17 protein-coding genes are annotated in these 21,696 nt (G+C 60.5%); 8 read left to right on the top strand and 9 right to left on the bottom strand.

Going from position 1 to position 21,696, the window contains the following annotated elements; genetic code table 11:
* The first annotated feature begins 22 nt into the window (after positions 1-22).
* Positions 23-1,321 (top strand): mechanosensitive ion channel family protein, encoded by a 1,299-nt coding sequence (locus CFE47_RS13735; protein WP_286837747.1) that lies wholly within the window; start codon positions 23-25, stop codon positions 1,319-1,321.
* Between the two features lie 42 nt (positions 1,322-1,363).
* Here the strand turns inward: CFE47_RS13735 and CFE47_RS13740 are convergent, their stop codons facing one another.
* The 3 genes from CFE47_RS13740 to CFE47_RS13750 form a co-directional block, all read right to left on the bottom strand.
* Entirely contained in the window at positions 1,364-2,230 is an 867-nt protein-coding gene (locus CFE47_RS13740; protein WP_286837750.1) for a carboxylate/amino acid/amine transporter, read from the bottom strand.
* Positions 2,231-2,435: 205 nt separating this feature from the next.
* Positions 2,436-3,035 (bottom strand): FMN-dependent NADH-azoreductase, encoded by a 600-nt coding sequence (locus CFE47_RS13745; protein ID WP_286837752.1) that lies wholly within the window; start codon positions 3,033-3,035, stop codon positions 2,436-2,438.
* 139 nt (positions 3,036-3,174) lie between these two features.
* Positions 3,175-3,489 carry a 3-phosphoglycerate kinase gene (locus tag CFE47_RS13750; RefSeq protein WP_286837754.1) on the bottom strand — a complete coding sequence of 105 codons (315 nt, stop codon included), beginning with the start codon at positions 3,487-3,489 and terminating at the stop codon, positions 3,175-3,177.
* Between the two features lie 49 nt (positions 3,490-3,538).
* Here CFE47_RS13750 and CFE47_RS13755 point away from each other — a divergent pair, with 49 nt between their 5' ends.
* The 5 genes from CFE47_RS13755 (at position 3,539) to aqpZ (ending at position 8,655) form a co-directional block, all read left to right on the top strand.
* On the top strand, positions 3,539-4,462 hold the full coding sequence (locus CFE47_RS13755) for a PA3225 family LysR-type transcriptional regulator (RefSeq protein WP_185703527.1): 924 nt from the start codon (positions 3,539-3,541) through the stop codon (positions 4,460-4,462).
* A 14-nt stretch (positions 4,463-4,476) separates the two neighbouring features.
* Positions 4,477-5,280 carry an alpha/beta fold hydrolase gene (locus tag CFE47_RS13760; protein ID WP_286837757.1) on the top strand — a complete coding sequence of 268 codons (804 nt, stop codon included), beginning with the start codon at positions 4,477-4,479 and terminating at the stop codon, positions 5,278-5,280.
* A 3-nt stretch (positions 5,281-5,283) separates the two neighbouring features.
* Positions 5,284-5,847 carry a peptidylprolyl isomerase gene (locus CFE47_RS13765; protein WP_185703523.1) on the top strand — a complete coding sequence of 188 codons (564 nt, stop codon included), beginning with the start codon at positions 5,284-5,286 and terminating at the stop codon, positions 5,845-5,847.
* 81 nt (positions 5,848-5,928) lie between these two features.
* Positions 5,929-7,761 carry an ABC transporter ATP-binding protein gene (locus CFE47_RS13770; RefSeq protein ID WP_286837759.1) on the top strand — a complete coding sequence of 611 codons (1,833 nt, stop codon included), beginning with the start codon at positions 5,929-5,931 and terminating at the stop codon, positions 7,759-7,761.
* 192 nt (positions 7,762-7,953) lie between these two features.
* Positions 7,954-8,655, top strand: coding sequence for an aquaporin Z (gene aqpZ / locus CFE47_RS13775; protein ID WP_185703519.1), 702 nt, complete (start codon positions 7,954-7,956; stop codon positions 8,653-8,655).
* A gap of 12 nt (positions 8,656-8,667) precedes the next feature.
* On the opposite strand, the gene CFE47_RS13780 is transcribed toward aqpZ, so the two are convergent.
* Complete coding sequence (locus CFE47_RS13780; protein ID WP_286837762.1) at positions 8,668-9,792, bottom strand: GNAT family N-acetyltransferase; 1,125 nt, start codon at positions 9,790-9,792, stop codon at positions 8,668-8,670.
* Between the two features lie 281 nt (positions 9,793-10,073).
* On the opposite strand from CFE47_RS13780, the gene CFE47_RS13785 reads away from it, so the two are divergent.
* Positions 10,074-11,420, top strand: a complete 1,347-nt coding sequence (locus CFE47_RS13785) for a putative porin (protein WP_185703514.1) — start codon at positions 10,074-10,076, stop codon at positions 11,418-11,420.
* Between the two features lie 107 nt (positions 11,421-11,527).
* Here CFE47_RS13785 and CFE47_RS13790 read toward each other — a convergent pair whose 3' ends face one another.
* The 5 genes from CFE47_RS13790 to aceK form a co-directional block, all read right to left on the bottom strand.
* Positions 11,528-11,773, bottom strand: a complete 246-nt coding sequence (locus tag CFE47_RS13790; protein ID WP_185703512.1) for an anti-sigma factor family protein — start codon at positions 11,771-11,773, stop codon at positions 11,528-11,530.
* Positions 11,767-12,381: an RNA polymerase sigma factor gene (locus tag CFE47_RS13795; protein WP_185703510.1), complete on the bottom strand. Its 615-nt coding sequence runs from the start codon at positions 12,379-12,381 to the stop codon at positions 11,767-11,769. The genes CFE47_RS13790 and CFE47_RS13795 overlap by 7 nt, the downstream gene beginning before the upstream one ends.
* A gap of 141 nt (positions 12,382-12,522) precedes the next feature.
* Positions 12,523-13,644 (bottom strand): beta-ketoacyl-ACP synthase III, encoded by a 1,122-nt coding sequence (locus tag CFE47_RS13800; RefSeq protein WP_286837766.1) that lies wholly within the window; start codon positions 13,642-13,644, stop codon positions 12,523-12,525.
* A gap of 296 nt (positions 13,645-13,940) precedes the next feature.
* Positions 13,941-17,852, bottom strand: a complete 3,912-nt coding sequence (gene hrpA / locus CFE47_RS13805) for an ATP-dependent RNA helicase HrpA (RefSeq protein WP_286837768.1) — start codon at positions 17,850-17,852, stop codon at positions 13,941-13,943.
* Between the two features lie 68 nt (positions 17,853-17,920).
* The gene (gene aceK, locus CFE47_RS13810; RefSeq protein WP_286837770.1) at positions 17,921-19,636 is read right to left on the bottom strand and encodes a bifunctional isocitrate dehydrogenase kinase/phosphatase; all 1,716 of its coding nucleotides are present in this window, start codon (positions 19,634-19,636) and stop codon (positions 17,921-17,923) included.
* A gap of 452 nt (positions 19,637-20,088) precedes the next feature.
* On the opposite strand from aceK, the gene CFE47_RS13815 reads away from it, so the two are divergent.
* Positions 20,089-21,651, top strand: coding sequence for a methyl-accepting chemotaxis protein (locus tag CFE47_RS13815; RefSeq protein WP_502695491.1), 1,563 nt, complete (start codon positions 20,089-20,091; stop codon positions 21,649-21,651).
* The last annotated feature ends 45 nt before the right edge of the window (positions 21,652-21,696 follow it).

A 21,696-nucleotide genomic window follows, 5' to 3' on the forward strand; every position in this document is an offset into this window, starting at 1 on the left:
CACAGAAGAATCGGTTTCATCCATGGATATCAAACAGCTCTGGCTCAACGCCCAAGACCTCTGGGGCGCCCTCGACGAACACCCACTGCTGCATGCCAGCCTCGGCTTGCTGGTGTTACTGGTAGTGGCCCTGCTGCTCGGACGAGTGGCGCGCTACGTCACCCTACACGCCATCAAATTGCTTGGCAGGCAACCGGCCCTGCACTGGCTCAACGACCTGCGGCACAACAAAGTCTTCCACCGCCTGGCCCAGATGACGCCCTCTCTGGTGATCCAGTTCGGCCTGTACCTGGTACCGGACCTGAGCAAGACCGCGATCCTGTTCATCGGCAACGTGGCCCTGGCGATCACTATCCTGTTCCTGATGCTGGCCATGAGCGCCCTGCTCAGCGCCCTGCTAGACATCTACGCCCGCACCGAACACGCCCGCACCCGCTCGATCAAAGGCTACGTGCAGTTGGCGAAAATGGTCCTCTACGTGTTTGGCGCGATCATCATCGTCGCCACGCTGATCGACCGTTCGCCGCTGTTGCTGCTGTCGGGTCTGGGTGCCATGTCGGCGGTGATCTTGTTGGTGTACAAGGACACCCTGCTGTCCTTCGTCGCCAGTGTGCAACTGACCAGCAACGACATGCTGCGAGTTGGCGACTGGATCGAAATGCCTCAGGTTGGCGCGGATGGCGACGTGGTGGATATCACCCTGCACACGGTCAAGGTGCAGAACTTCGACAAGACCATCGTCTCCATCCCCACCTGGCGCCTGATGTCCGAATCGTTCAAGAACTGGCGCGGCATGCAGGCCTCCGGCGGGCGGCGCATCAAACGCAGCCTGTTTATCGACGCCAGCGGCGTGCGCTTCCTGCGTGACGACGAAGAAGTACGCATGACCCAAGTGCACCTGCTCACCGACTACATCGGGCGCAAGCAGGCCGAGCTCAAGGCCTGGAACGAAGCCCAGGGCCACAGCGCGCAACTGTCGGCCAACCGTCGTCGCATGACCAACCTGGGTACCTTCCGCGCTTATGCGCTGGCCTATCTGAAAAGCCATCCGGACATCCAGCCGAACATGACCTGCATGGTGCGCCAGATGCAGACCACCGCCCAAGGCGTGCCGCTGGAGATCTACTGCTTTACCCGCACTACGGCGTGGGCCGATTACGAGCGCATCCAGGGGGATATTTTTGATTATCTGCTGGCGGTGCTGCCAGAGTTCGGTTTGAGCTTGTATCAGCAGCCGAGTGGCAATGATTTGCGCGCTGGGGTGTTGCCTGCGTTATTAGGTGCCAGTCACTTGCCGACGCTGGAAAACAAGTTGGCCTGACGCCACCTACTGTGGGAGCGGGCAAGCCCGCCCCCACAGGGTTCAGCGAAGAATCGGCTCCTTGCGTACCCCCAACCGACTGATCCACACCGCTCCCAAGATCACCAACCCACCCAACGCCAGGCGGCCCAGCGGCTCATGCTGGTTCCAGATCAGCAAGTTCAGCAACAACCCCACCGGCACGTGCAGGTTGTTCATCACCGCCAACGTTCCGCCCTGCACCAGGCAGGCGCCTTTGTTCCACCAGTACATGCCCAGCGCCGTGCTGACCAACCCAAGGAACACCAACACGCCCCATTGCAGCGGTGCATCGGGCAGGTAGTTGGCCTTGCCGAACATCAGGAACGCCGGCAACACCACCAGCAGCGCACCCACGTAGAAGAAGCCAAAACGCCGGTAATGCGGCAGGTCGCTTGGGTAGCGTTTCACCAGGTGCTTGTACATCACTTGCCCAGCGGCGTAGGTGAAGTTGGCCAGCTGCAGCAGCAGGAAGCCACCGAGGAAGTGCGGGGTGATCTGGTCGAAGCGAATCACCGCCGCGCCGGCCACGGCCACCAGTGCCGCCACCAATGCCCAAGGGTTGAAGCGCCGATTAAGGGCGTCTTCGATCAAGGTCACATGCAGCGGCGTGAGGATGGTGAACAGCAACACCTCCGGCACCGTCAGCACGCGAAAGCTCAGGTACAGGCACACGTAGGTCACGCCAAACTGCAACGCGCCGATCACTAGCATGCCGCGCATGAACGCCGGTTCCACCGAGCGCCAGCGGGTCAATGGGATAAATACCAGCCCGGCCAGCAATACGCGCACCAGCACCGCGAAGTAGCTGTCGACGTGACCGGCGAGGTATTCGCCGATCAAGCTGAAGGAAAATGCCTGAATCAGGGTGACAACCAGTAGATAGCCCATGCGCGCCTCGTTTCGAATGGGCGGGACATTAAAGGTTTTCGGCGTTTCACGAAACTCGGGGCAAAAAAAACCCGACCTCGCTATAGCGGCAGTCGGGCTGGAGCACTCAGGAGCAGAAGTGCAAAGGGAGGTTCGTTACGCGTACTTGAAGGGTTTGCGTGAAGCGATATAAACATCGCGGGATTATCTGACGATTAAAGGATCATCACGCGACTTGTGCGAGCAGCGCCTTGGCGTGGTTGATGCCTTTTTCCTGGAAGTCGCCGCTCAGGTTCACACCCTCGGCGTGAATGAAGGTGACATCGTGAATGCCGATAAAGCCCATGACCTGACGCAAGTACGGTTCCTGGTGATCGGAGCTCGCACCGGTGTGGATACCGCCGCGAGCGGTGAGCACGATGGCACGCTTGCCGGTCAGCAGACCTTGAGGGCCGGTGGCGGTGTACTTGAAGGTCACACCCGCACGCAACACGTGGTCCAGCCAGGCTTTAAGGGTGCTGGGGATGGCGAAGTTGTACATCGGCGCAGCCATCACCAGCACGTCGGCAGCCAGCAATTCGTCGGTCAATTCGTTGGAGCGAGCCAGTGACGCCTGTTCGCTTGCGTTGCGCTGATCCGCAGGTTTCATCCAGCCGCCGAGCAGGTTGGCGTCCAGGTGCGGCACCGGGTTAAGGGCTACGTCACGCACGGTGATCTGATCCGCCGGATGGGCGGCCTGCCATTGGCTGATGAACTGCTGGGTCAGTTGGCGGGAGATCGAATCCTGCTGGCGAGCACTGCTTTCGATGATCAGAACGTTGGACATGGCTTCGTAGGCTCCATCTGTAATTGCTGTAAGACGATGGAGATAAGATTAACCAGGGCTCATTCGATAAAAAAGCGCAAAAAACTGCTATAACCCATCTATAAATTTGTTTATAAGCGGAGCCATGCTCCGCTGCTGGTTATTTCGGCGTGCAGGCCAGGGCAATCCGCATCTTGATGATGGCCCGGTTGAACTTGACCGTGGTGTTGGTGCTTTTGCCCGCCGGCACCGTGACCGTACGACGGCGCGGCGATTCCGGGCCGTTGGTGAAGGTTACCGAACACACCGCGTCGTTGGTGCCGTAGTTATTGAGTTGGATCGAACTGATATCGCCGTCCACGTCGGAGGGGGTGTAATCAATGCTTACGCCGTCGATCTTTTTGGTGACGTCGATGGGGTAGGCAAACGCGCTCATCGGCAGCAGCGCCAGCAACACACAACAGAATTTTCTCATTCGGCAGTCTCCAATAAGGACTGTCAGCTTAGGACAAGAGGAACCCATCTTGAAAGCGCCCCGCGTTACCCTCGATCAATGGCGTACGTTGCAAGCCGTGGTCGACCATGGCGGCTTCGCCCAGGCGGCTGAAGCGCTGCACCGTTCGCAGTCCTCGGTGAGCTACACCGTGGCCCGCATGCAAGACCAGCTTGGCGTGCCACTGCTGCGTATCGACGGGCGCAAGGCGGTGCTCACCGACGCCGGTGAAGTATTGTTGCGCCGCTCCCGGCAACTGGTGAAAAACGCCAGCCAACTGGAAGACCTCGCTCACCATATGGAACAAGGCTGGGAAGCCGAAGTGCGCCTGGTGGTCGACGCGGCTTATCCGAATGCCCGCCTGGTGCGCGCCCTCTCCGCCTTCATGCCGCAAAGCCGCGGTTGCCGCGTGCGCCTTCGTGAAGAGGTGTTGTCGGGTGTTGAGGAGTTGTTGATAGAAGGCGTGGCCGACCTGGCCATTTGCGGTTTCAGCATCCCCGGCTACCTGGGCACGGAAATGAGCGATGTGGAATTTGTCGCCGTGGCGCATCCCGAACATGCCCTGCATCGCATGCACCGCGAGCTGAGCTTCCAGGACCTGGAAAGCCAGATGCAGGTGGTGATCCGTGACTCTGGCCGCCAACAGCCCCGCGATGTCGGCTGGCTCGGCGCCGAACAACGCTGGACCGTCGGCAGCCTGGCTACCGCGGCCGCCTTTGTGGGCAGCGGCCTGGGGTTTGCGTGGTTGCCCCGGCACATGATCGAACGCGAACTCGCCGAAGGCATACTCAAGCAGCTACCCTTGGAACAGGGCGGCAGCCGCCACCCTACGTTCTTCCTGTATTCAAACAAGGACAAACCCTTGGGGCCGGCAACGCAGATCCTCGTGGAGCTGCTGCGCACCTTTGACACCGCCCCGTTGGACGCGCCTTTCGCCGCCCCCCAGCAAGCCTGAAACGGAGTTCACGCATGGCCTGGTTCGACCACGAAGGATGCAGTCTGCACTACGAGGAATATGGCCACGGCACGCCGCTGATCCTGATCCACGGCTTGGGCTCCAGCAGCCAGGATTGGGAGCTGCAAATCCCGGTATTGGCCAGGCATTACCGCCTGATCGTGGTAGACGTGCGCGGCCATGGTCGCTCCGACAAACCGCGCGAGCGCTACAGCATCCAGGGGTTCACCTTCGACCTGCTTGCCCTGATCGAACACTTGCACCTGCCGCCGTCCCATGTGGTCGGCTTGTCCATGGGCGGCATGATCGCGTTCCAATTGGCGGTGGATGAACCCGCACAGGTCAAGAGCCTGTGCATCGTCAACAGCGCGCCTGAGGTCAAGGTGCGCAGTGCCGATGATTATTGGCAGTGGGCCAAGCGTTGGAGCCTGGCACGTGTGCTTAGCCTTGGCACTATCGGCAAGGCGCTGGGCGACCGGTTGTTCCCGAAACCCGAACAGGCCGACCTGCGCCGCAAGATGGCCGAACGCTGGGCAAAAAACGACAAACGTGCTTATCTCGCCAGCTTCGATGCGATTGTGGGCTGGGGCGTACAGGAACGACTTTCGAGGATTACCTGTCCAACCCTGGTCATCAGCGCCGACCACGACTACACCCCCGTGGCGCAAAAAGAAAACTATGTAAAACTGCTGCCCGATGCGAGGCTGGTGGTGATTGAAGATTCGCGCCACGCCACGCCCTTGGACCAACCCGAAGTCTTTAACGCAACCCTGCTCGAATTTCTAAAGACAGTCGAAACCACTACCCAGGATCACTGACCCATGCTGAAAAAAATCGCCTTCTTCGCCGGTTCTGTTCTGTTCGCCGCCAACCTGATGGCCGCCGAGCCTGCCAAGGCGCCCCACGTGCTGATCACCACCACCAACGGTGACATCGAGATCGAACTGGACCCGGTCAAGGCGCCCATCAGCACCAAGAACTTCCTGGCCTATGTCGACAAGGGCTTCTACACCAACACGATCTTCCACCGCGTGATCCCGGGCTTCATGGTCCAGGGCGGCGGGTTCACCGCACAGATGTCGCAAAAGCCGACCGAAGCACCGATCAAGAACGAAGCCAGCAACGGCCTGCATAACGTACGCGGGACCCTGTCCATGGCCCGCACCAACGACCCGAACTCGGCCACCAGCCAATTCTTCATCAACGTCGCCGACAATGCCTTCCTCGACCCGGGCCGTGATGCCGGTTACGCGGTATTCGCCAAAGTGGTCAAGGGCATGGATGTGGTCGATATCATCGTCAACTCCCAGACCACCACCAAGCAGGGCATGCAGAACGTGCCAATCGATCCTGTGTACATCAAGTCGGCCAAGCGCATCGACTGAGGTAGCAGGTAGCTCCGCGCGTGGCCCACAAGGTCGCGCGCGCATTTGAAAGGAGAGCCCGCCCTGCGGGCGTCATACTTAATGCTCTATCGTCGTTTCGAACAACTGATCGATATTTTCCGCGACGCACCCAGCGCCGCCCCGCCCGATAAAGTCCTGCCCTTCTACCTCTACTACCTGCGTCAGGTATGGCCACATTTTGCCGCGCTGCTGGTAGTGGGCCTGATTGGTGCGCTGATCGAAGTCGCGCTGTTCAGCTACCTGAGCCGCATCATCGACCTGGCCCAGGGCACCCCGCCGGCCAATTTCTTCCAACTGCACAGCACCGAGCTGATCTGGATGGCCGTGGTCGCCCTGTTGCTGCGCCCGATCTTCGGCGCCCTGCATGACCTGCTGGTGCACCAGACCATCAGCCCCGGCATGACCAGCCTGATCCGCTGGCAGAACCACAGCTACGTGCTCAAGCAGAGCCTGAATTTCTTCCAGAACGACTTCGCCGGGCGTATCGCCCAGCGCATCATGCAAACCGGCAACTCACTGCGTGACTCCGCCGTAGCGGCAGTGGATGCGATCTGGCACGTGGCGATCTACGCCATCAGTTCCCTGGTGCTGTTTGCCGAGGCCGACTGGCGCCTGATGATCCCGCTGGTGACCTGGATCATCTGCTACAGCCTGGCACTGCGCTACTTCGTGCCACGGGTGAAGGAACGCTCGGTGATCTCCTCCGAGGCGCGTTCCAAGTTGATGGGCCGCATCGTCGACGGTTACACCAACATCACCACCTTGAAGCTGTTCGCCCATACCCAGTATGAGCAGCAGTACGCCAAGGAAGCGATCATCGAGCAGACCGAAAAAACCCAGTTGGCCAGCCGTGTCGTCACCAGCATGGACATCGTGATCACCAGCATGAACGGCCTGTTGATCGTCACCACCACCGGCCTGGCGTTGTGGTTGTGGACGCAGTCGCTGATCTCCGTCGGCGCCATCGCCCTGGCTACCGGCCTGGTGATCCGTATCGTCAACATGTCCGGCTGGATCATGTGGGTGGTCAACGGCATTTTCGAAAACATCGGCATGGTGCAGGACGGTTTGAAAACCATCGCCCAGCCGCTGGCGGTGATCGACCGCGAGAACGCCCCGCGCCTGAACGTGCCCCGTGGCGAAGTACGCTTTGAACAGGTGGATTTCCACTACGGCAAGAAGAGCGGGATCATTGGCGGCCTGAACCTTGAGATCAAGGCCGGCGAAAAGATCGGCCTGATCGGCCCGTCCGGCGCGGGCAAGTCCACACTGGTCAACCTGCTGCTGCGTTTGTACGACCTGCAAGGCGGGCGCATCCTGATCGACGGCCAGAACATCGCCGACGTGGCCCAGGAGTCCTTGCGCGAACAGATCGGCATGATCACGCAGGACACGTCACTGCTGCACCGCTCGATCCGCGACAACCTGCTGTACGGCAAGCCGGACGCCACCGATGAAGAACTCTGGGCTGCCGTGCACAAGGCGCGGGCCGATGAATTCATCCCACTGCTGTCCGACTCAGAAGGTCGCACAGGGCTGGATGCGCACGTCGGTGAGCGCGGAGTGAAACTCTCCGGCGGGCAGCGTCAACGGATTGCCATCGCCCGTGTGCTGCTCAAGGATGCGCCAATCCTGATCATGGACGAGGCCACCTCCGCGCTGGACTCGGAAGTGGAAGCCGCGATCCAGGAAAGCCTGGAAACCCTGATGCAAGGCAAGACGGTAATCGCCATTGCCCACCGGTTGTCGACCATCGCGCGGATGGACCGCTTGGTGGTGCTGGAGAAAGGCAAGATCGCCGAAAGTGGCAGCCATGCCGAGCTGCTGGCCCATGGCGGGCTGTATGCGCGGCTGTGGCAGCACCAGACCGGAGGCTTCGTCGGTATCGACTGATAATTGACAGGTCATACACATTTAATCAGCGCCAGGCGCCCGATTTCATTGGGCCCTGGCGTTTTTTCATGCACTGGATTTGTGCCATAACCGTGCTGTACTCACAGCAGTGCCCAGATAGGCGCTGTAGTAATCGCAGGGAGCATCACGGTTTTACTGTTTCGGTAGAGCGATCTATCAAGGACGTGTTCCATGTCTTTGTTCAAGCGTTCAGTCACGGAGGGGTTGGGTACGTTTTGGCTGGTGTTGGGCGGCTGCGGGAGTGCGGTGTTGGCCGCAGCGTTCCCTGCAGTCGGGATCGGCTTATTGGGTGTGGCCCTGGCATTCGGGCTTACGGTGCTGACCATGGCGTTTGCCATCGGGCACATCAGCGGGTGCCACCTCAACCCGGCAGTGTCGGTGGGGCTGGTAGTGGGCGGGCGGTTTCCGGCCAGGGAGTTACCGGCGTATATCGTGGCGCAGGTCGTCGGCGGCACCATCGCCGCTGCGCTGTTGTACTTCATTGCCAGCGGCAAGCCGGGGTTTGAACTGGCGTCGGGCCTGGCCTCCAACGGCTATGGCGAGCATTCGCCGGGCGGTTATTCGATGGCTGCGGGGTTTGTGTGTGAGTTGGTGATGACGGCGATGTTCGTGCTGATCATCCTCGGCGCCACCGACCATCGCGCCCCGAAGGGCTTCGCGCCCATCGCCATCGGCCTGGCCTTGACGTTGATCCACTTGATCTCCATCCCCGTCACCAACACCTCGGTCAACCCGGCCCGCAGTACCGGCCCGGCCTTGATCGTCGGCGGCTGGGCGATCCAGCAATTGTGGATGTTTTGGCTCGCGCCGATCCTGGGCGCGGTGGTGGGTGGTTTTGTCTATCGGTGGCTGGGCAAGGAGGAGCCGGCATAAGACAACGCGGGTTCAGCCCTGCCGGTAAGGCAGGGCTGCCCGCGCTTCCTCGGCATACGCCACAATGCCTACGCGCTCACGCTCCAGGAAATCCTCCACGGCATTCTTCAATCCGGGATGGCGCAGGTAGTGCCAGGACCGTGTGATCACCGGCTCAAACCCACGAATCAACTTGTGCTCGCCCTGTGCCCCCGCGTCGAAACGTTGCAGGCCGTGGGCGATGACGTAGTCCATGCCCTGGTAGAAACAGGTTTCGAAGTGCAGGCGGTCGAACTCCGCCAAGCAACCCCAGTAGCGGCCGTAGAAGCTGTCGCCACCGATCAGGCTGAAGGCCATGGCCACCGGCCGGGTGCCCTGCTTGGCCAGCACCACACGAATGGCCTCGGGCATGCGCTCGGCCAACAGGCTGAAAAACGCGCGGGTCAGATAGGGCGATTGGCGGCGGACCGCGTAGGTGTTGGCGTAGCAGGCGTAGACAAAATCCCACTGCGCCTCGCTCAGCTCATGGCCTTGCAGCCACTCGAAGTCGATGCCCTGCCCGGCCACTTGTTCGCGCTCCTTGCGCATTTGCTTGCGCTTGCGCGAGCTGAGGGCGTCGAGGAAATCCTGGAAGTCACGGTAGCCACGGTTCTGCCAGTGAAACTGGCAACCCAGGCGCTGCAGCCAGCCCGGCTGTTGGGCCAACGCCGTGTCGGCCAACTCGTCGGTGAAGTTGATATGGGCACTGGAGAGCCCTTCGATTTCCAGATAGCCCGGCAGGCTTTTCAGCAACTCAAAACCATCATCGGCAGTGGCCGCCAATAGGCGTGGGCCACTCACTGGACTAAACGGCACCGCCGTCAGCAGCTTGGGGTAGTAATCGATACCCGCCCGCTCACAGGCATCCGCCCACCCATGATCGAACACGTACTCGCCGTAGGAATGCCACTTGCGATAACTGGGTAAGGCCGCCACCAGCCTGTCGCCTTCCCAATGCAGCAAATGCTCCGGTTGCCAGCCCGATTGCGGGCCCAGGCTGGTGCTGTCTTCCAGCGCGCTGAGGAACGCATGCCGCACGAACGGCTGTGCCTGCGGCACCAGGCAATCCCAGGCCTGCGGGGCGATTTCGGACAGGCTGTCCAGGCGTTGCAGCGGCATCGCAATCCTCACTGTTTCGGACGTAAAAGCCTGGCGAGTATCGCCGATCAGCTGGCTTCGCACACCTCGAAATCGAGCGACAAGACGCAAATCGATTAGTTCCAACTTAAATTTTTTGTCATCTACATGACATCACTTAGCCACTGCGCCGTCATAAACGATCGTGATACTGACGCCTGTTTTTAGAGCGCCTGGTTCTAGCAGGTGGTTATTTTTCCGTCCGTCATCGGTCGGTTGTGTCCTGGATGGTTTGCCATCCCTCCTCACCTTCGGAGATTGATATGCGTCTTGCTTCCACTAAAACTGCGGCGATTCTGTGCGGCGGCCTGCTATTGGCCGTGAGCGTTCCGGCCAGCGCTGCAGTCGACGCTAAATTGCTCGACATGCTCAAGGCCAACGGCCAGATCACTGCCGCGCAGTACACCGAACTGCAAACCGAACTGGCCAACGATCAGAAAGAAAAGCAGATCGCACGGCAAGCTCAACAAGAGACCAACGAACAGATCGCGGCCACCGCGAAAAAAACCAACGAGCTGAGCACGTTTGACCAGAAGCTGGCCTGGGCGGCCAAGACTCAGTTCAAAGGCGACGTGCGTGTTCGCCAGGAAACCGTCAAGGTCGAAGGCTCGCCAAACAACGGCGGCAAGGACAAGGATCGTCAGCGCTTGCGTGCCCGCCTGGGTGCCTTCACCGAAATCAACTCGCAAGTGGACAGCGGCATCCGCATCGCCACTGGCAGCAGCGAAGACCCGCGCTCCACCAACGTGGATCTGGACGGCTACTTCGTCAAGAAAGCACTGTGGCTGGACCTGGGCTACATCGACTACCACCCGGACCAGATCAAGAACCTGCACGTAATCGGCGGCAAGATGCTGCAACCGTGGGTCAGCATGGGAGACGTGATCTGGGACACCGACGTGAACCCGGAAGGTCTGGCCCTGACCTACAAGTACCCACTGGGTAGCAGCGCCGAGCTGTTCGGCAGCGCCGGTACCTACAGCCTCAAGGACAACGTCAACGGCGAAGGCGTGCAATTTCGCAACGACCTGCGCATGAACGCCGGCCAGTTGGGCGCTCGTTTCTCCGTGACCGATAACCTCAAAGTCACCGTGGGCGGCAGCATGTACGCCTTCCAGAATGACGAAGACAGCCGTTGCCCGACCGCGGGCTCCGTGGCTTGCCTGACGCCACAGGAAACCATCCTCAACACCGTCGCCGGCAATGCCAGCGAGTACCGCTTGTACGAAGGCTTCAGCCAAGTGGATGTTGGCGGCCTGGCCGTACCGTTGTCGTTCTACGGTCAATATGTGCAAAACACCAAAGCCACTGACAGCGACAAGGACACTGCCTGGCTGGTGGGCGCCAAGTCCAAAGTGTTTGGCTTGAACCTGGACTACAACTATCGCGACATTCAGCGTTATGCCGTGGTGGGTGGTTTCACCGACTCGGACTTCGCCGGCGGTGTCACCGGTTCGCGTGGTCACAAGTTCAAGGTCGGTTACGACATCGACAAAAACTTCGCCATCGGCGCCACTTACTTCCTGACCAAGGCCGATTACTCCAGCGCGCCTAACTACCGGGATGCGAAGGTCAACACCCTGCAACTGGACGCAGAAGCCAAGTTCTAAATGTGAGTGTTAAAAGCCTTGGGCCAGGACGGCCCGAGGTCGCTGCAACAGTCTTGCGTGGTTGGATCGATCCCCATCATCCGTTCGACTCCGCCACGCGAGCCTGCTTATTCCAAGCCTTTCTGATCCTTGAGTCGCTCGTCGGCCAGACGCTGCGCCAAGGCATCCACCCCCTCTACCGGCTGTTCCGGCATTAGCTTCAGCGTGGCCTGCATCAGGCGCATCTGGCGGATAAAACGTCGGCAGTTAGGGCAAAACATCAAGTGATGACGCACCAGCAAGCGCTCGCGAAAGGTCAGTTGCCCATCGAGATAGTCACTGGAACGTGCCACTTGTTCTTTACAGGTCAACATTCGCCCGTTTCCTCAAAATGCTCCACCGTGGCGAAGACTTTAAGCCGTGCTCTATGCAACAGCACACGGACATTGGAGAGCGAGAGCGTCAGAAGATTACAGATCTCCTCCAACTCCAGGCCCTGGCGTTCACGCAGCACCAGCACACTGCTTTGCAAATCCGACAGGCTCAGCAACGTATGCTCCAGGCAATCACGCAGCTCATCTTCGGTCAGCAGGGCTTCTGGGGTGTCCTGATGCCATGCGTACGGCGCTACTGCCCAATGCCCATCGTCAGGGACGAAGCGATCATCACCAATGGTGCCGTGGGGTGAAGGCAGATCATCGAGCAGCACTTCGCGGCGGTTTTGTTTGTAGCGACCCTTGGCAGCATTGGCGGTGATGGTCAGCAGCCACGTCTTGAGGCTGGAACGCCCTTCAAACTTGGAAAGGTTGCGCACCACCGACAGCCAGGCGTCCTGGACGATTTCATCGGCGTGGCGCTGACCGACGATGGCATAGGCCACCGCGCGCATGGCGCTCTGGTAGGTGGTGACCAACTCTTTATAGGCGCGTTGCTCACCCTTGAGCAGCCGTTCAAGCAGGTGCGCGTCGTCCGCTGCTGCCATTGTCTACCTCGATTTCACGTTGGACGCGGCCCCTGTAGTGAGCGGGCTTGCCCCGCGCCGGGCTGCGCAGCGGCCCCACAAAACGGGAGCGCTACGCACTCCAGCGCGGGGCAAGCCCGCTCACTACAGCCCGTCGCGGTATCAGCGTTTACGCAGGATCACGCTGCCGATCGAATAACCTGCACCGAACGAACTGAGTACCGCAACGGTGCCCTTAGGCAGATCGTCCTGGTATTTATGAAAGGCAATCACCGAACCCGCCGAGCTGGTGTTGGCGTAGGTATCGAGGATCACCGGAGCTTCTTCCACCGTGGCTTCGCGGCCCAGCAGTTTCTTCACGATCAGGTGGTTCATGCTCAGGTTGGCCTGGTGCAGCCAGAAGCGCTTCACGTCGGCCACGTTCAACTGGTTTTCCGCCAGGTGTACACCGATCAACTCGGCCACCATCGGGCACACGTCGCGGAACACTTTGCGGCCTTCCTGCACGAACAGCTTGTCCGGCGCGCCGATGCCCTCTTCCGCAGCGCGGTTGAGGAAGCCGAAGTTGTTGCGAATGTTATTGGAGAACTTGGTCAGCAGCTTGGTGCTCACCACGTCGAACTGATGCTCGGAGGTCGCCAGGTCTGCGCGTTCCAGGATCACCGCAGTGGCCGCATCACCGAAGATGAAGTGACTGTCGCGGTCGCGGAAGTTCAGGTGGCCGGTGCAGACTTCCGGGTTGACCATCAGGATCGCTCGGGCCTGGCCCAGCGCAATGCTGTTGGCGGCGTTCTGGATGCCGAAGGTCGCCGAGGAACACGCTACGTTCATGTCAAAACCGAACCCCTCGATGCCCAGGGCTTCCTGGACTTCGATGGCGATGGCCGGGTAGGCGCGTTGCAGGTTGGAACAGGCGACGATCACGCCGTCGATATCGGCGGCGGTCTTGCCGGCGCGCTGCAGGGCTTGTTCGGCAGCGCCGATAGCCATCTGGCAGAGCACCGACCATTCGTCGTTACTGCGCTCTGGCAGGCGTGGGGCCATGCGTTGTGGGTCGAGGATGCCGTCCTTGTCCATCACGAAACGGCTCTTGATGCCCGAGGCTTTTTCGATGAAGGCTGCACTGGATTCAGTCAACGCCTGCACTTCACCGCTCTCGATGGCGGCGGCATTGTCAGTATTGAACTGTTGAACGTAGGTATTGAAAGACTGCACCAGCTCTTCGTTGGAGATGCTGTTGGCCGGGGTGTACAGGCCGGTGCCGCTGATGACGACGTTATGCACGGTCGTTCCTCTAAATCTGTCAGGCAGGGGATATTGGTACCGTCGTACCAAACTCTAAGTAGTTCGATTCCGCCCGGCGGACATCAAACTGGCATCGCTTTATTCCATCGCGCCGTGGCTGTAGCAGCCAGCCCTTCCCGACGATCCCGGCATTTATAGGCGCGAAGTTTGCCACAACCCTCGGAATTTGGCGCTATTTGTGGACAAACACCCTTCCCTTGGAATGCATTCAAATGTGGGAGCGGGCATGCTTGCACTGCAACATAGAATCTCCCACAGGGGATTTGTGTTGGGTTTCAGGGCTCCACCTGGCTCCACTGCTTGCTCAGGCGTTTATCGGAAATCGGCACCTTGGTACCCAACTGCTGGGCAAACAACGACACCCGATATTCCTCCAACCACCAGCGGTAAAGCTCCAACTGAGGATCGCGCTTGCCTTCCTGGGCGTGTTTCTTCAGGCGGTTTTCGTACTGCGTCCACAGGCCGGCGAGCTCGCCGCTCCACACTCGGTCCTTTTGCACCTGGCCTGGCAGTTTTTCCAGGCGCAGCTCAATGGCCTTGAGGTAACGCGGCAGCTCCTTGAACCACTGCGCCGGGGTTTCCCGTACAAAACCGGGATACACCAGGTTGCTCAGTTGTTGCTTGATATCGTTCAACGCCACGGCCTGAGCCAGGTCAATCTTGCCCTTGAAGCGCTTTTGCAAGCCGTGCCAAAGCTTCAATACTTCCAGCGTCAGCCTCGCCAAGCGTTCGGCATGTTCAGTCCAACTGCCGCGTTTGCGCTCGGCCAGGGCTGCCAAACCTGCGCCATCACGCGGCAGGTTGGCTTCGCCTTCAAGTACGCAGGTGTCGAGGCTGGCCAGCAGAATGTCTTCCACCAGCGCGTCGATGCGCCCCAACTCGCGGTACATCAGCCCCAACTCGGTCAGCCCCGGCAATTTACCGCGCAGGAATTTCGCCGGTTCCGCCAGTTGCTGCATCAGCAGGCGCTGTAACGCGCGGCGATGCTGGAATTCGGCTTCGGCAGCCGTGGAGAAACGCCCTTCCTTGACGGTGCCGTTGTCTTCCACCAGCGCCGGGTACACCGTCATCGACAGGCCGGCAATCTTTTGCTGAGTCTTCTCGGCCACCGCCGCGAACACCTTGGCTTCCACCGGCTGCTGGCTTTTCGCGGTTTGCGGCACGGCCAATGCTGCCTGGCTGGCCTCGGCAAAACGCGCAGTCAGTTCGGCCAGGTCGCGGCCTTCGCCGAGGAACTTGCCCTGCCCGTCGACCACTTCCAGGTTCATCTTCAAGTGGTTTTCCACCTGTTGCGCCGCTTCGGCCCAAGCCTCATCGCTGACCCGCGCACCGGTCATGCGCAGCAGTTCGCGACCCAACGCCTGGGGCAGCGAGCCTTGGCCAAATTCAATACGCTGCAAGGCAGCCTTGACGAAGTCCGGCACCGGCACAAAGTTCTTGCGCAGCGCCTTGGGCAGGTTGCGTACCAATGCAATGCACTTGGCTTCGATCACCCCCGGCACCAGCCACTCCAGGCGTTCCGGCGGCAAGGCCGGCAACAGCGGCGCCGGCACGCGCAGGGTCACGCCGTCGCGCGGGTGATTGGGTTCGAAGTGGTAACTCAGCGCCAGCTCCAGATCGCCCAAGTGCAGGGTGTCCGGATAATGCGTGGCGGTGACTTCACTGGCCTCGCGGGCCAGCACGTCTTCTTCGCGCATGATCAGCAGCTGTGGGTCTTTCTGGCTGTTGATCTTGTACCAGCTGTCGAAGGTGGCGGTCTGGTGAATCTCCGCTGGCAGCCGCGCGTCGTAGAAGGCGTAAAGGGTTTCTTCATCGGCCAGGATGTCGCGACGACGGGCCTTGGCCTCCAGTTCGTCGAGCTGCTCCAGCAATTGCTGGTTGGCCGTGAGGCATTTGGCGCGCGACTGAATTTCGCCACGCACCAGGCCTTCGCGGATAAACAGCTCGCGGGACACCACCGGATCAACCGGCCCGTAATGCACCGGCCGACGCCCGACCACAATCAACCCGAACAGAGTGATTTGCTCAAACGCCACCACCTGGCCGCGCTTCTTCTCCCAATGCGGTTCGAAGTGGTTTTTCTTGATCAAGTGCCCGGCCAGCGGCTCGATCCAGTCAGCGTCGATCTTGGCCACCATGCGCGCATACAGCTTGGTGGTTTCCACCAGTTCGGCGGTCATCAGCCATTGCGGGCGCTTCTTGCCGATGCCCGACGAGGGGTGAATCCAGAACCGCCGCTGGCGCGCACCGAGGTAATCGCCGTCTTCGGTTTTCTGGCCAATCTGGCTGAGCAAGCCGGACAGCACTGCCTTGTGCAGTTTCGGGAAGTCCGCTGGCTCTTTGTTGACTGTCAGCTGCATGTCGCGACAGATCAGGCTGAGTTGGCGATGGGAATCACGCCACTCACGCAGACGCAGGTAGTTGAGGAAATTCTTGCGGCACCAGTTGCGCAAGGGGCTGGCGGTCAACTCCTGGCGCTGCTCTTCAAAGCCGCGCCACAGATTGACCAAGCCGGCGAAGTCCGAATCCGGATCCTTCCACTGAGCGTGGGCCTGGTCAGCAGCCTGCTGGCGCTCCGGCGGACGCTCGCGCGGGTCCTGGATCGACATGGCGCTGGCCACGATCAGCACTTCCTGCAAACTGCCGAGCTTGGCCGCTTCCAGCAACATGCGGCCCATGCGCGGGTCCACCGGCAGGCGCGCCAATTGGCGGCCGAGTGGCGTGAGCTGGCTGTTGCGGTCCACCGCCGAGAGCTCTTGCAGCAGGTTGAAACCGTCGCTGATGGCCTTGCCATCCGGCGGTTCGATAAACGGGAAGTCGGTGATCTCGCCGAGGCGCAGGTGCAGCATCTGCAAAATCACAGCGGCGAGGTTGGTACGCAGAATCTCCGGGTCGGTAAATTCCGGGCGGCCGATAAAATCTTCTTCGCTGTACAAGCGCACGCAAATGCCCGGCTCCACACGGCCGCAGCGGCCTTTACGCTGGTTGGCGCTGGCCTGGGAAATCGCCTCGATAGGCAGGCGCTGCACCTTGGCGCGGTAGCTGTAGCGGCTGATGCGTGCGGTGCCGCTGTCGATCACATAACGAATGCCCGGTACCGTCAGCGAAGTTTCCGCGACGTTGGTCGCCAGCACTACGCGGCGGCCTGGGTGGGACTGGAAAATCCGCTGCTGCTCGGCCGGTGACAGGCGTGCGTACAGCGGCAGAATCTCGGTGTGTTTGAGCTGGGCCTTGCGCAGCATGTCGGCAGCGTCGCGAATCTCGCGCTCGCCGGGCAAGAACACCAGCACATCGCCAGGGCTGCGACGTTCGCTGCGCTCATAGGCGGCGATTTCATCGAGGGTGGCAAGGATCGCCTGGTCGACGGTGAGGTCATCCTCGACACGGTTGCCCTCCTCGTCCTGCTCCAGGGTCAGCGGGCGGTACCACGTGTCTACCGGGAAGGTGCGGCCCGACACTTCGACAATCGGCGCATCGTCAAAGTGCTTGGAGAAACGCTCCAGGTCGATGGTTGCCGAGGTGATGATGACTTTCAGGTCCGGGCGACGGGGCAACAGGGTTTTCAGGTAGCCCAGCAGGAAGTCGATGTTCAGGCTGCGCTCGTGGGCTTCGTCGACGATGATCGTGTCGTAGCGTTCCAGGTAACGGTCGTTCTGGGTTTCCGCCAACAGGATGCCGTCGGTCATCAGCTTGATCAGCGTATTGGAATCGCTCTGGTCTTCGAAACGCACCTGGTAGCCGACCAGCGCACCCAGCGGCGTAGCCAATTCTTCGGCGACCCGGCTGGCCACACTGCGTGCGGCGATCCGACGCGGTTGCGTGTGGCCGATCAGGCCGAACTGGCCGCGACCGATCTCCAGGCAGATTTTCGGCAGCTGGGTGGTCTTGCCCGAACCGGTCTCGCCGGCAATGATCAGCACCTGGTGCTTGTTCAACGCCGCTTTGATTTCATCGCGCTTGGCGGCAATCGGCAGGCTGTCGTCGTAGCGGATCACCGGCAGGCTGGCACGGCGTGCCGTGACCTGGGCGCAGGATGCCTGCATGCGCGCAACCCACTGCGCCAACTTGTCCTCGTCGGGCTTTTTACGCAACTCAAGCAACTGCCGGCGCAACCGGTGGCGGTCGGCGAGCATGGCGTGGTCGAGGGTTTTGAGCAGTTGGTCGATCGTGGGCGCTTGGTCGGTCATCGGGTACGCAAGGGTCGTCTATGTAGGCAGGGGGCGGATTGTGGCAGAAAACCGCCCACCCGCGCCCCTCATTCGTTATCGCGCTCTTTGCGCCGGTAAGGGAATACATCAATGACCTTGCCGGCGCGAATCGCCTCCTGCAGGCCCTTCCAGTAGTCGGCGTTGTACAACTCGCCGTGCAGTTGGTCGAACAACTTGCGCTGGCCGGCATCGGCAAACAGGAACGGCGGGAATTCTTCCGGGAACACATCCAGCGGGCCGATGGAGTACCAGGGCTCGGAGGCCATTTCGTCCTCTGGGGTACGTGGCGCGGGGATGTGCCGGAAGTTGGCCTCGGTAAGAAAGCAGATTTCGTCGTAGTCGTAGAACACCACGCGACCGTGGCGGGTGACGCCGAAGTTTTTCAGCAGCATGTCACCCGGGAAGATATTCGCCGCCGCCAGTTGCTTGATGGCCAGGCCGTAGTCTTCCAGCGCTTCGCGTACCTGGGCGTCGTTGGCGTTGTCCAGGTAGAGGTTGAGCGGGGTCATGCGCCGCTCTGTCCAACAGTGGCGGATCAGCACGGTATCGCCTTCCACTTCGACAGTACCCGCCGCCACTTCCAGCAACTCGGCCAAGCAGTCGGGCTCGAACTTGCTCAAGGGAAAACGGAAGTCGGCGAACTCCTGGGTATCGGCCATGCGCCCTACCCGGTCGACGCTTTTCACCAAGCGGTACTTTTCGATCACCGTGGCGCGGTTGACGTTTTTCGACGGCGAAAAGCGGTCCTTGATGATCTTGAACACGGTGTTGAAGCCCGGCAGGGTAAACACGCTCATGACCATGCCCCGCACGCCGGGGGCCATGATGAACTGGTCATCGGTGGTCGCCAGGTGGTTGATCAGTGCACGGTAGAACTCCGACTTGCCGTGCTTATAGAAACCGATGGAGGTGTACAGCTCGGCGATGTGCTTGCCCGGCAGGATGCGCTTGAGAAAACCGATGAACTCCGCCGGTACGGGGACATCGACCATGAAGTAGGAACGGGTGAACGAGAAGATGATCGACACGTCAGCTTCATCGGTAATCAGCGCATCGATCTGGATGCCCTGGCCTTCACGGTGCAGCAGCGGAATGACCAGCGGCCACTGCTCGTCGCGGGTGTAGATCCGCCCTACCAGGTAGGCGCCTTTATTGCGGTAGAGCACCGAGGAAAATAGCTCGACCTTGAGGTCCGGGTCCTTGCAGACCCAATCCGGCAGGTTTTCGCGCAGCTGGGTTTCGAGGCGGCGCAGGTCGGCGACAAGGTCCGCATAGGGTTCGCTGAAGCGGTAGTCGGCGAAAATCTGCGCGAGCATTTCCGGGATTTTGCCCCCCGGCGTATAGATGCGCGTCTGCGCCGCGCGTGCCCGGCGCAGGCTGGGCCGGGTGGTATGGATAAACATGCAGCCGTCGCTGATCAGGTCATGGCTGAACAGGCCGCAAAAAATCGAGTTGTACCAGGTCTCGGACAGCTCATCGTCGAAGCGCAAGTCGATCAGGCCGATGTAGGCGTTTTTCACCAGGGGCCAGATGTCGATGTCCAACAACGTCGCTTCATTGAAGCCGGCATGCAAGCGTGCGGTGACTTCACCGACCTTCTCTTCATACAGGTTGATGCGCGCCGCAGACGCCGCCTGCCCCAACTGCCACTGGGCTTTTTCAAAGCGCTCGCGGGCGCCATCGGTGATCTGACGAAAGTGTTCGCGGTAATCATCGAAGCCATCGAGGATCATCTGGGCAATGGCGAGGGAGGACTGCGGCATGCGGGAAACCTCTACGGGCATCTGGAAGACCTGAGCTTAGCCAGTGTAGGAAGGTAGGAGAAGGCCGACTTTCGGTGCCGGGTTGTACAACTTTTGGCACTTCGTACATTTACTTTCAAATTTTAATAATTCGACCGGCCGGTCAGGTAACGCACCAAAAAGTGGCGCACGCATGTGCCGCCCGCCTGCAAGGCCGTGGCCTGGGGCGATGGCGGGTAAATAATGTGCCGCTAACTGTTCACCCGGTTTGTGTAAGCGTTTTGATACACCTAAGGGAAACCCTGATTACCACCTTAGTGGCACTTTGATATATAGCGCGCCCTTTCCCACCCTAACAAGGTCAGAAGACCGATCCGGGAACAGGTTCTATTCGCCCAAGGAGCATCGAGATGTCATTGAGGAATATGAGGATCGGTTTGCGTGCCGGTCTGAGTTTTGGGGTTTTGGCCAGCATGCTGGTGATTGTGGGAATGTTTGGCCTGGGGCAAATGGCCAAGCTGCGTGAAAGCGCGTTGGTTATCGAACAATCGTGGATGCCGAGCATCGAGAATATCCACGACAGCGCCGCCTACGTCGCCAGCATTCGCCTGGAAACCCTGCGCCTGGCGACCACCGATGAATCGCGGATTCGCGATAACAGTAAAAACCTGCTGACCCGCCACCTCAGCGAGCTGAAAGCGTTGCTGGAGCACCACGAAACCCTGCTGAGCGACGACGCAGAGGGCCAATTGCTCAAGCAACTCAAGGTTGACGTAGACGGCTACCTAACGCTCGTCGAGCAGATCGTTGCGCTGGTCGACAAGGACCAGCAACAGGACGCCATCGACCTGCTTAATACGCGCCTGGCACCGCAAGGCGTAATCCTGGGCAAGAGCCTGGAAAGCCTGATCACCTTCAACCAGAGCGGGGTCGAAGCCGCCGTACATTTGGCCGCGCAGATGTACTCCAGCGCCCAATGGATCGTGGGCCTGATCATCGCCATTGCCCTGATCGCCACCTTGCTGCTGGCCTGGCTGTTGACCCGCAGTATCACCGCCCCTATCAACCAGGCATTGACCGTAGCGCGCACCATCGCCAGCGGCGACTTGAGCCAGCCGATTGTGGTGCAGGGCAACGACGAACCTGGTCAGTTGCTCAGTGCCCTCGCCACCATGCAAGACCGCTTGCAAGGCACCATCCGTGGCATCAGCGAATCGGCGCAACAGTTGGCGTCAGCCGCCGAAGAAATGAGTTCGGTGATGGAGCAAAGCACCCGTGGCCTGCAGGCGCAGAACGATGAAATCGAGCAGGCCGCTACGGCCGTGAACCAGATGAGCGCAGCGGTGGATGAAGTGGCTGGCAATGCGGTGTCCAGCGCCGAAGCGTCAAAGGCTTCCGACGAAGACAGCAAACACGGCCATTATCAGATCAGCGGGACCATCAGTTCGATCCAGAACCTGGTGGACGAAGTGCTCGGCGCCTCGAACAAAGCCGAAGGCCTGGCCGTGCAGGCCCAGGACATCAGCAAGGTGCTCGAAGTGATCCGAGGTATCGCCGGGCAGACCAACCTGCTGGCGCTCAACGCAGCCATTGAGGCTGCGCGTGCGGGCGAAGCCGGGCGCGGGTTTGCCGTGGTGGCCGATGAGGTGCGCTCCCTGGCGCAACGCACCCAGGACTCCACCGAAGAAATCGAGCAAATGATCACCGCTATCCAGCAGGGCACCCAAGGCACCGTCGACGCGCTGAACAGCAGCGCCGAGCACGCCGGCCAGACCTTGCAACGGGCCAACAGCGCCGGCAGCGCGCTGGAAAAAATCACCGCGGCGATCTCGCAGATCAGCCAGCGCAACCTGGTGATCGCCAGCGCCGCCGAGCAGCAGGCCCTGGTGGCGCGGGAGGTGGACCGCAGCCTGGTGAATATCCGTGACCTGTCCACGCAAACGGCCGCCGGTGCCACCCAGACCTCGGCCGCCAGCCATGAGCTGTCGCGTTTGGCGGTGGGTTTGAATGGGCTGGTGACGCGGTTTGTCCTGTAATCAGTGAAGGCGGCATGCAACACTCGCCGCCTGATTGATGTAGGA

It is taken from the genome of Pseudomonas sp. PGPPP1 (assembly GCF_002255865.1).
GTDB lineage: Bacteria > Pseudomonadota > Gammaproteobacteria > Pseudomonadales > Pseudomonadaceae > Aquipseudomonas > Aquipseudomonas cremoris.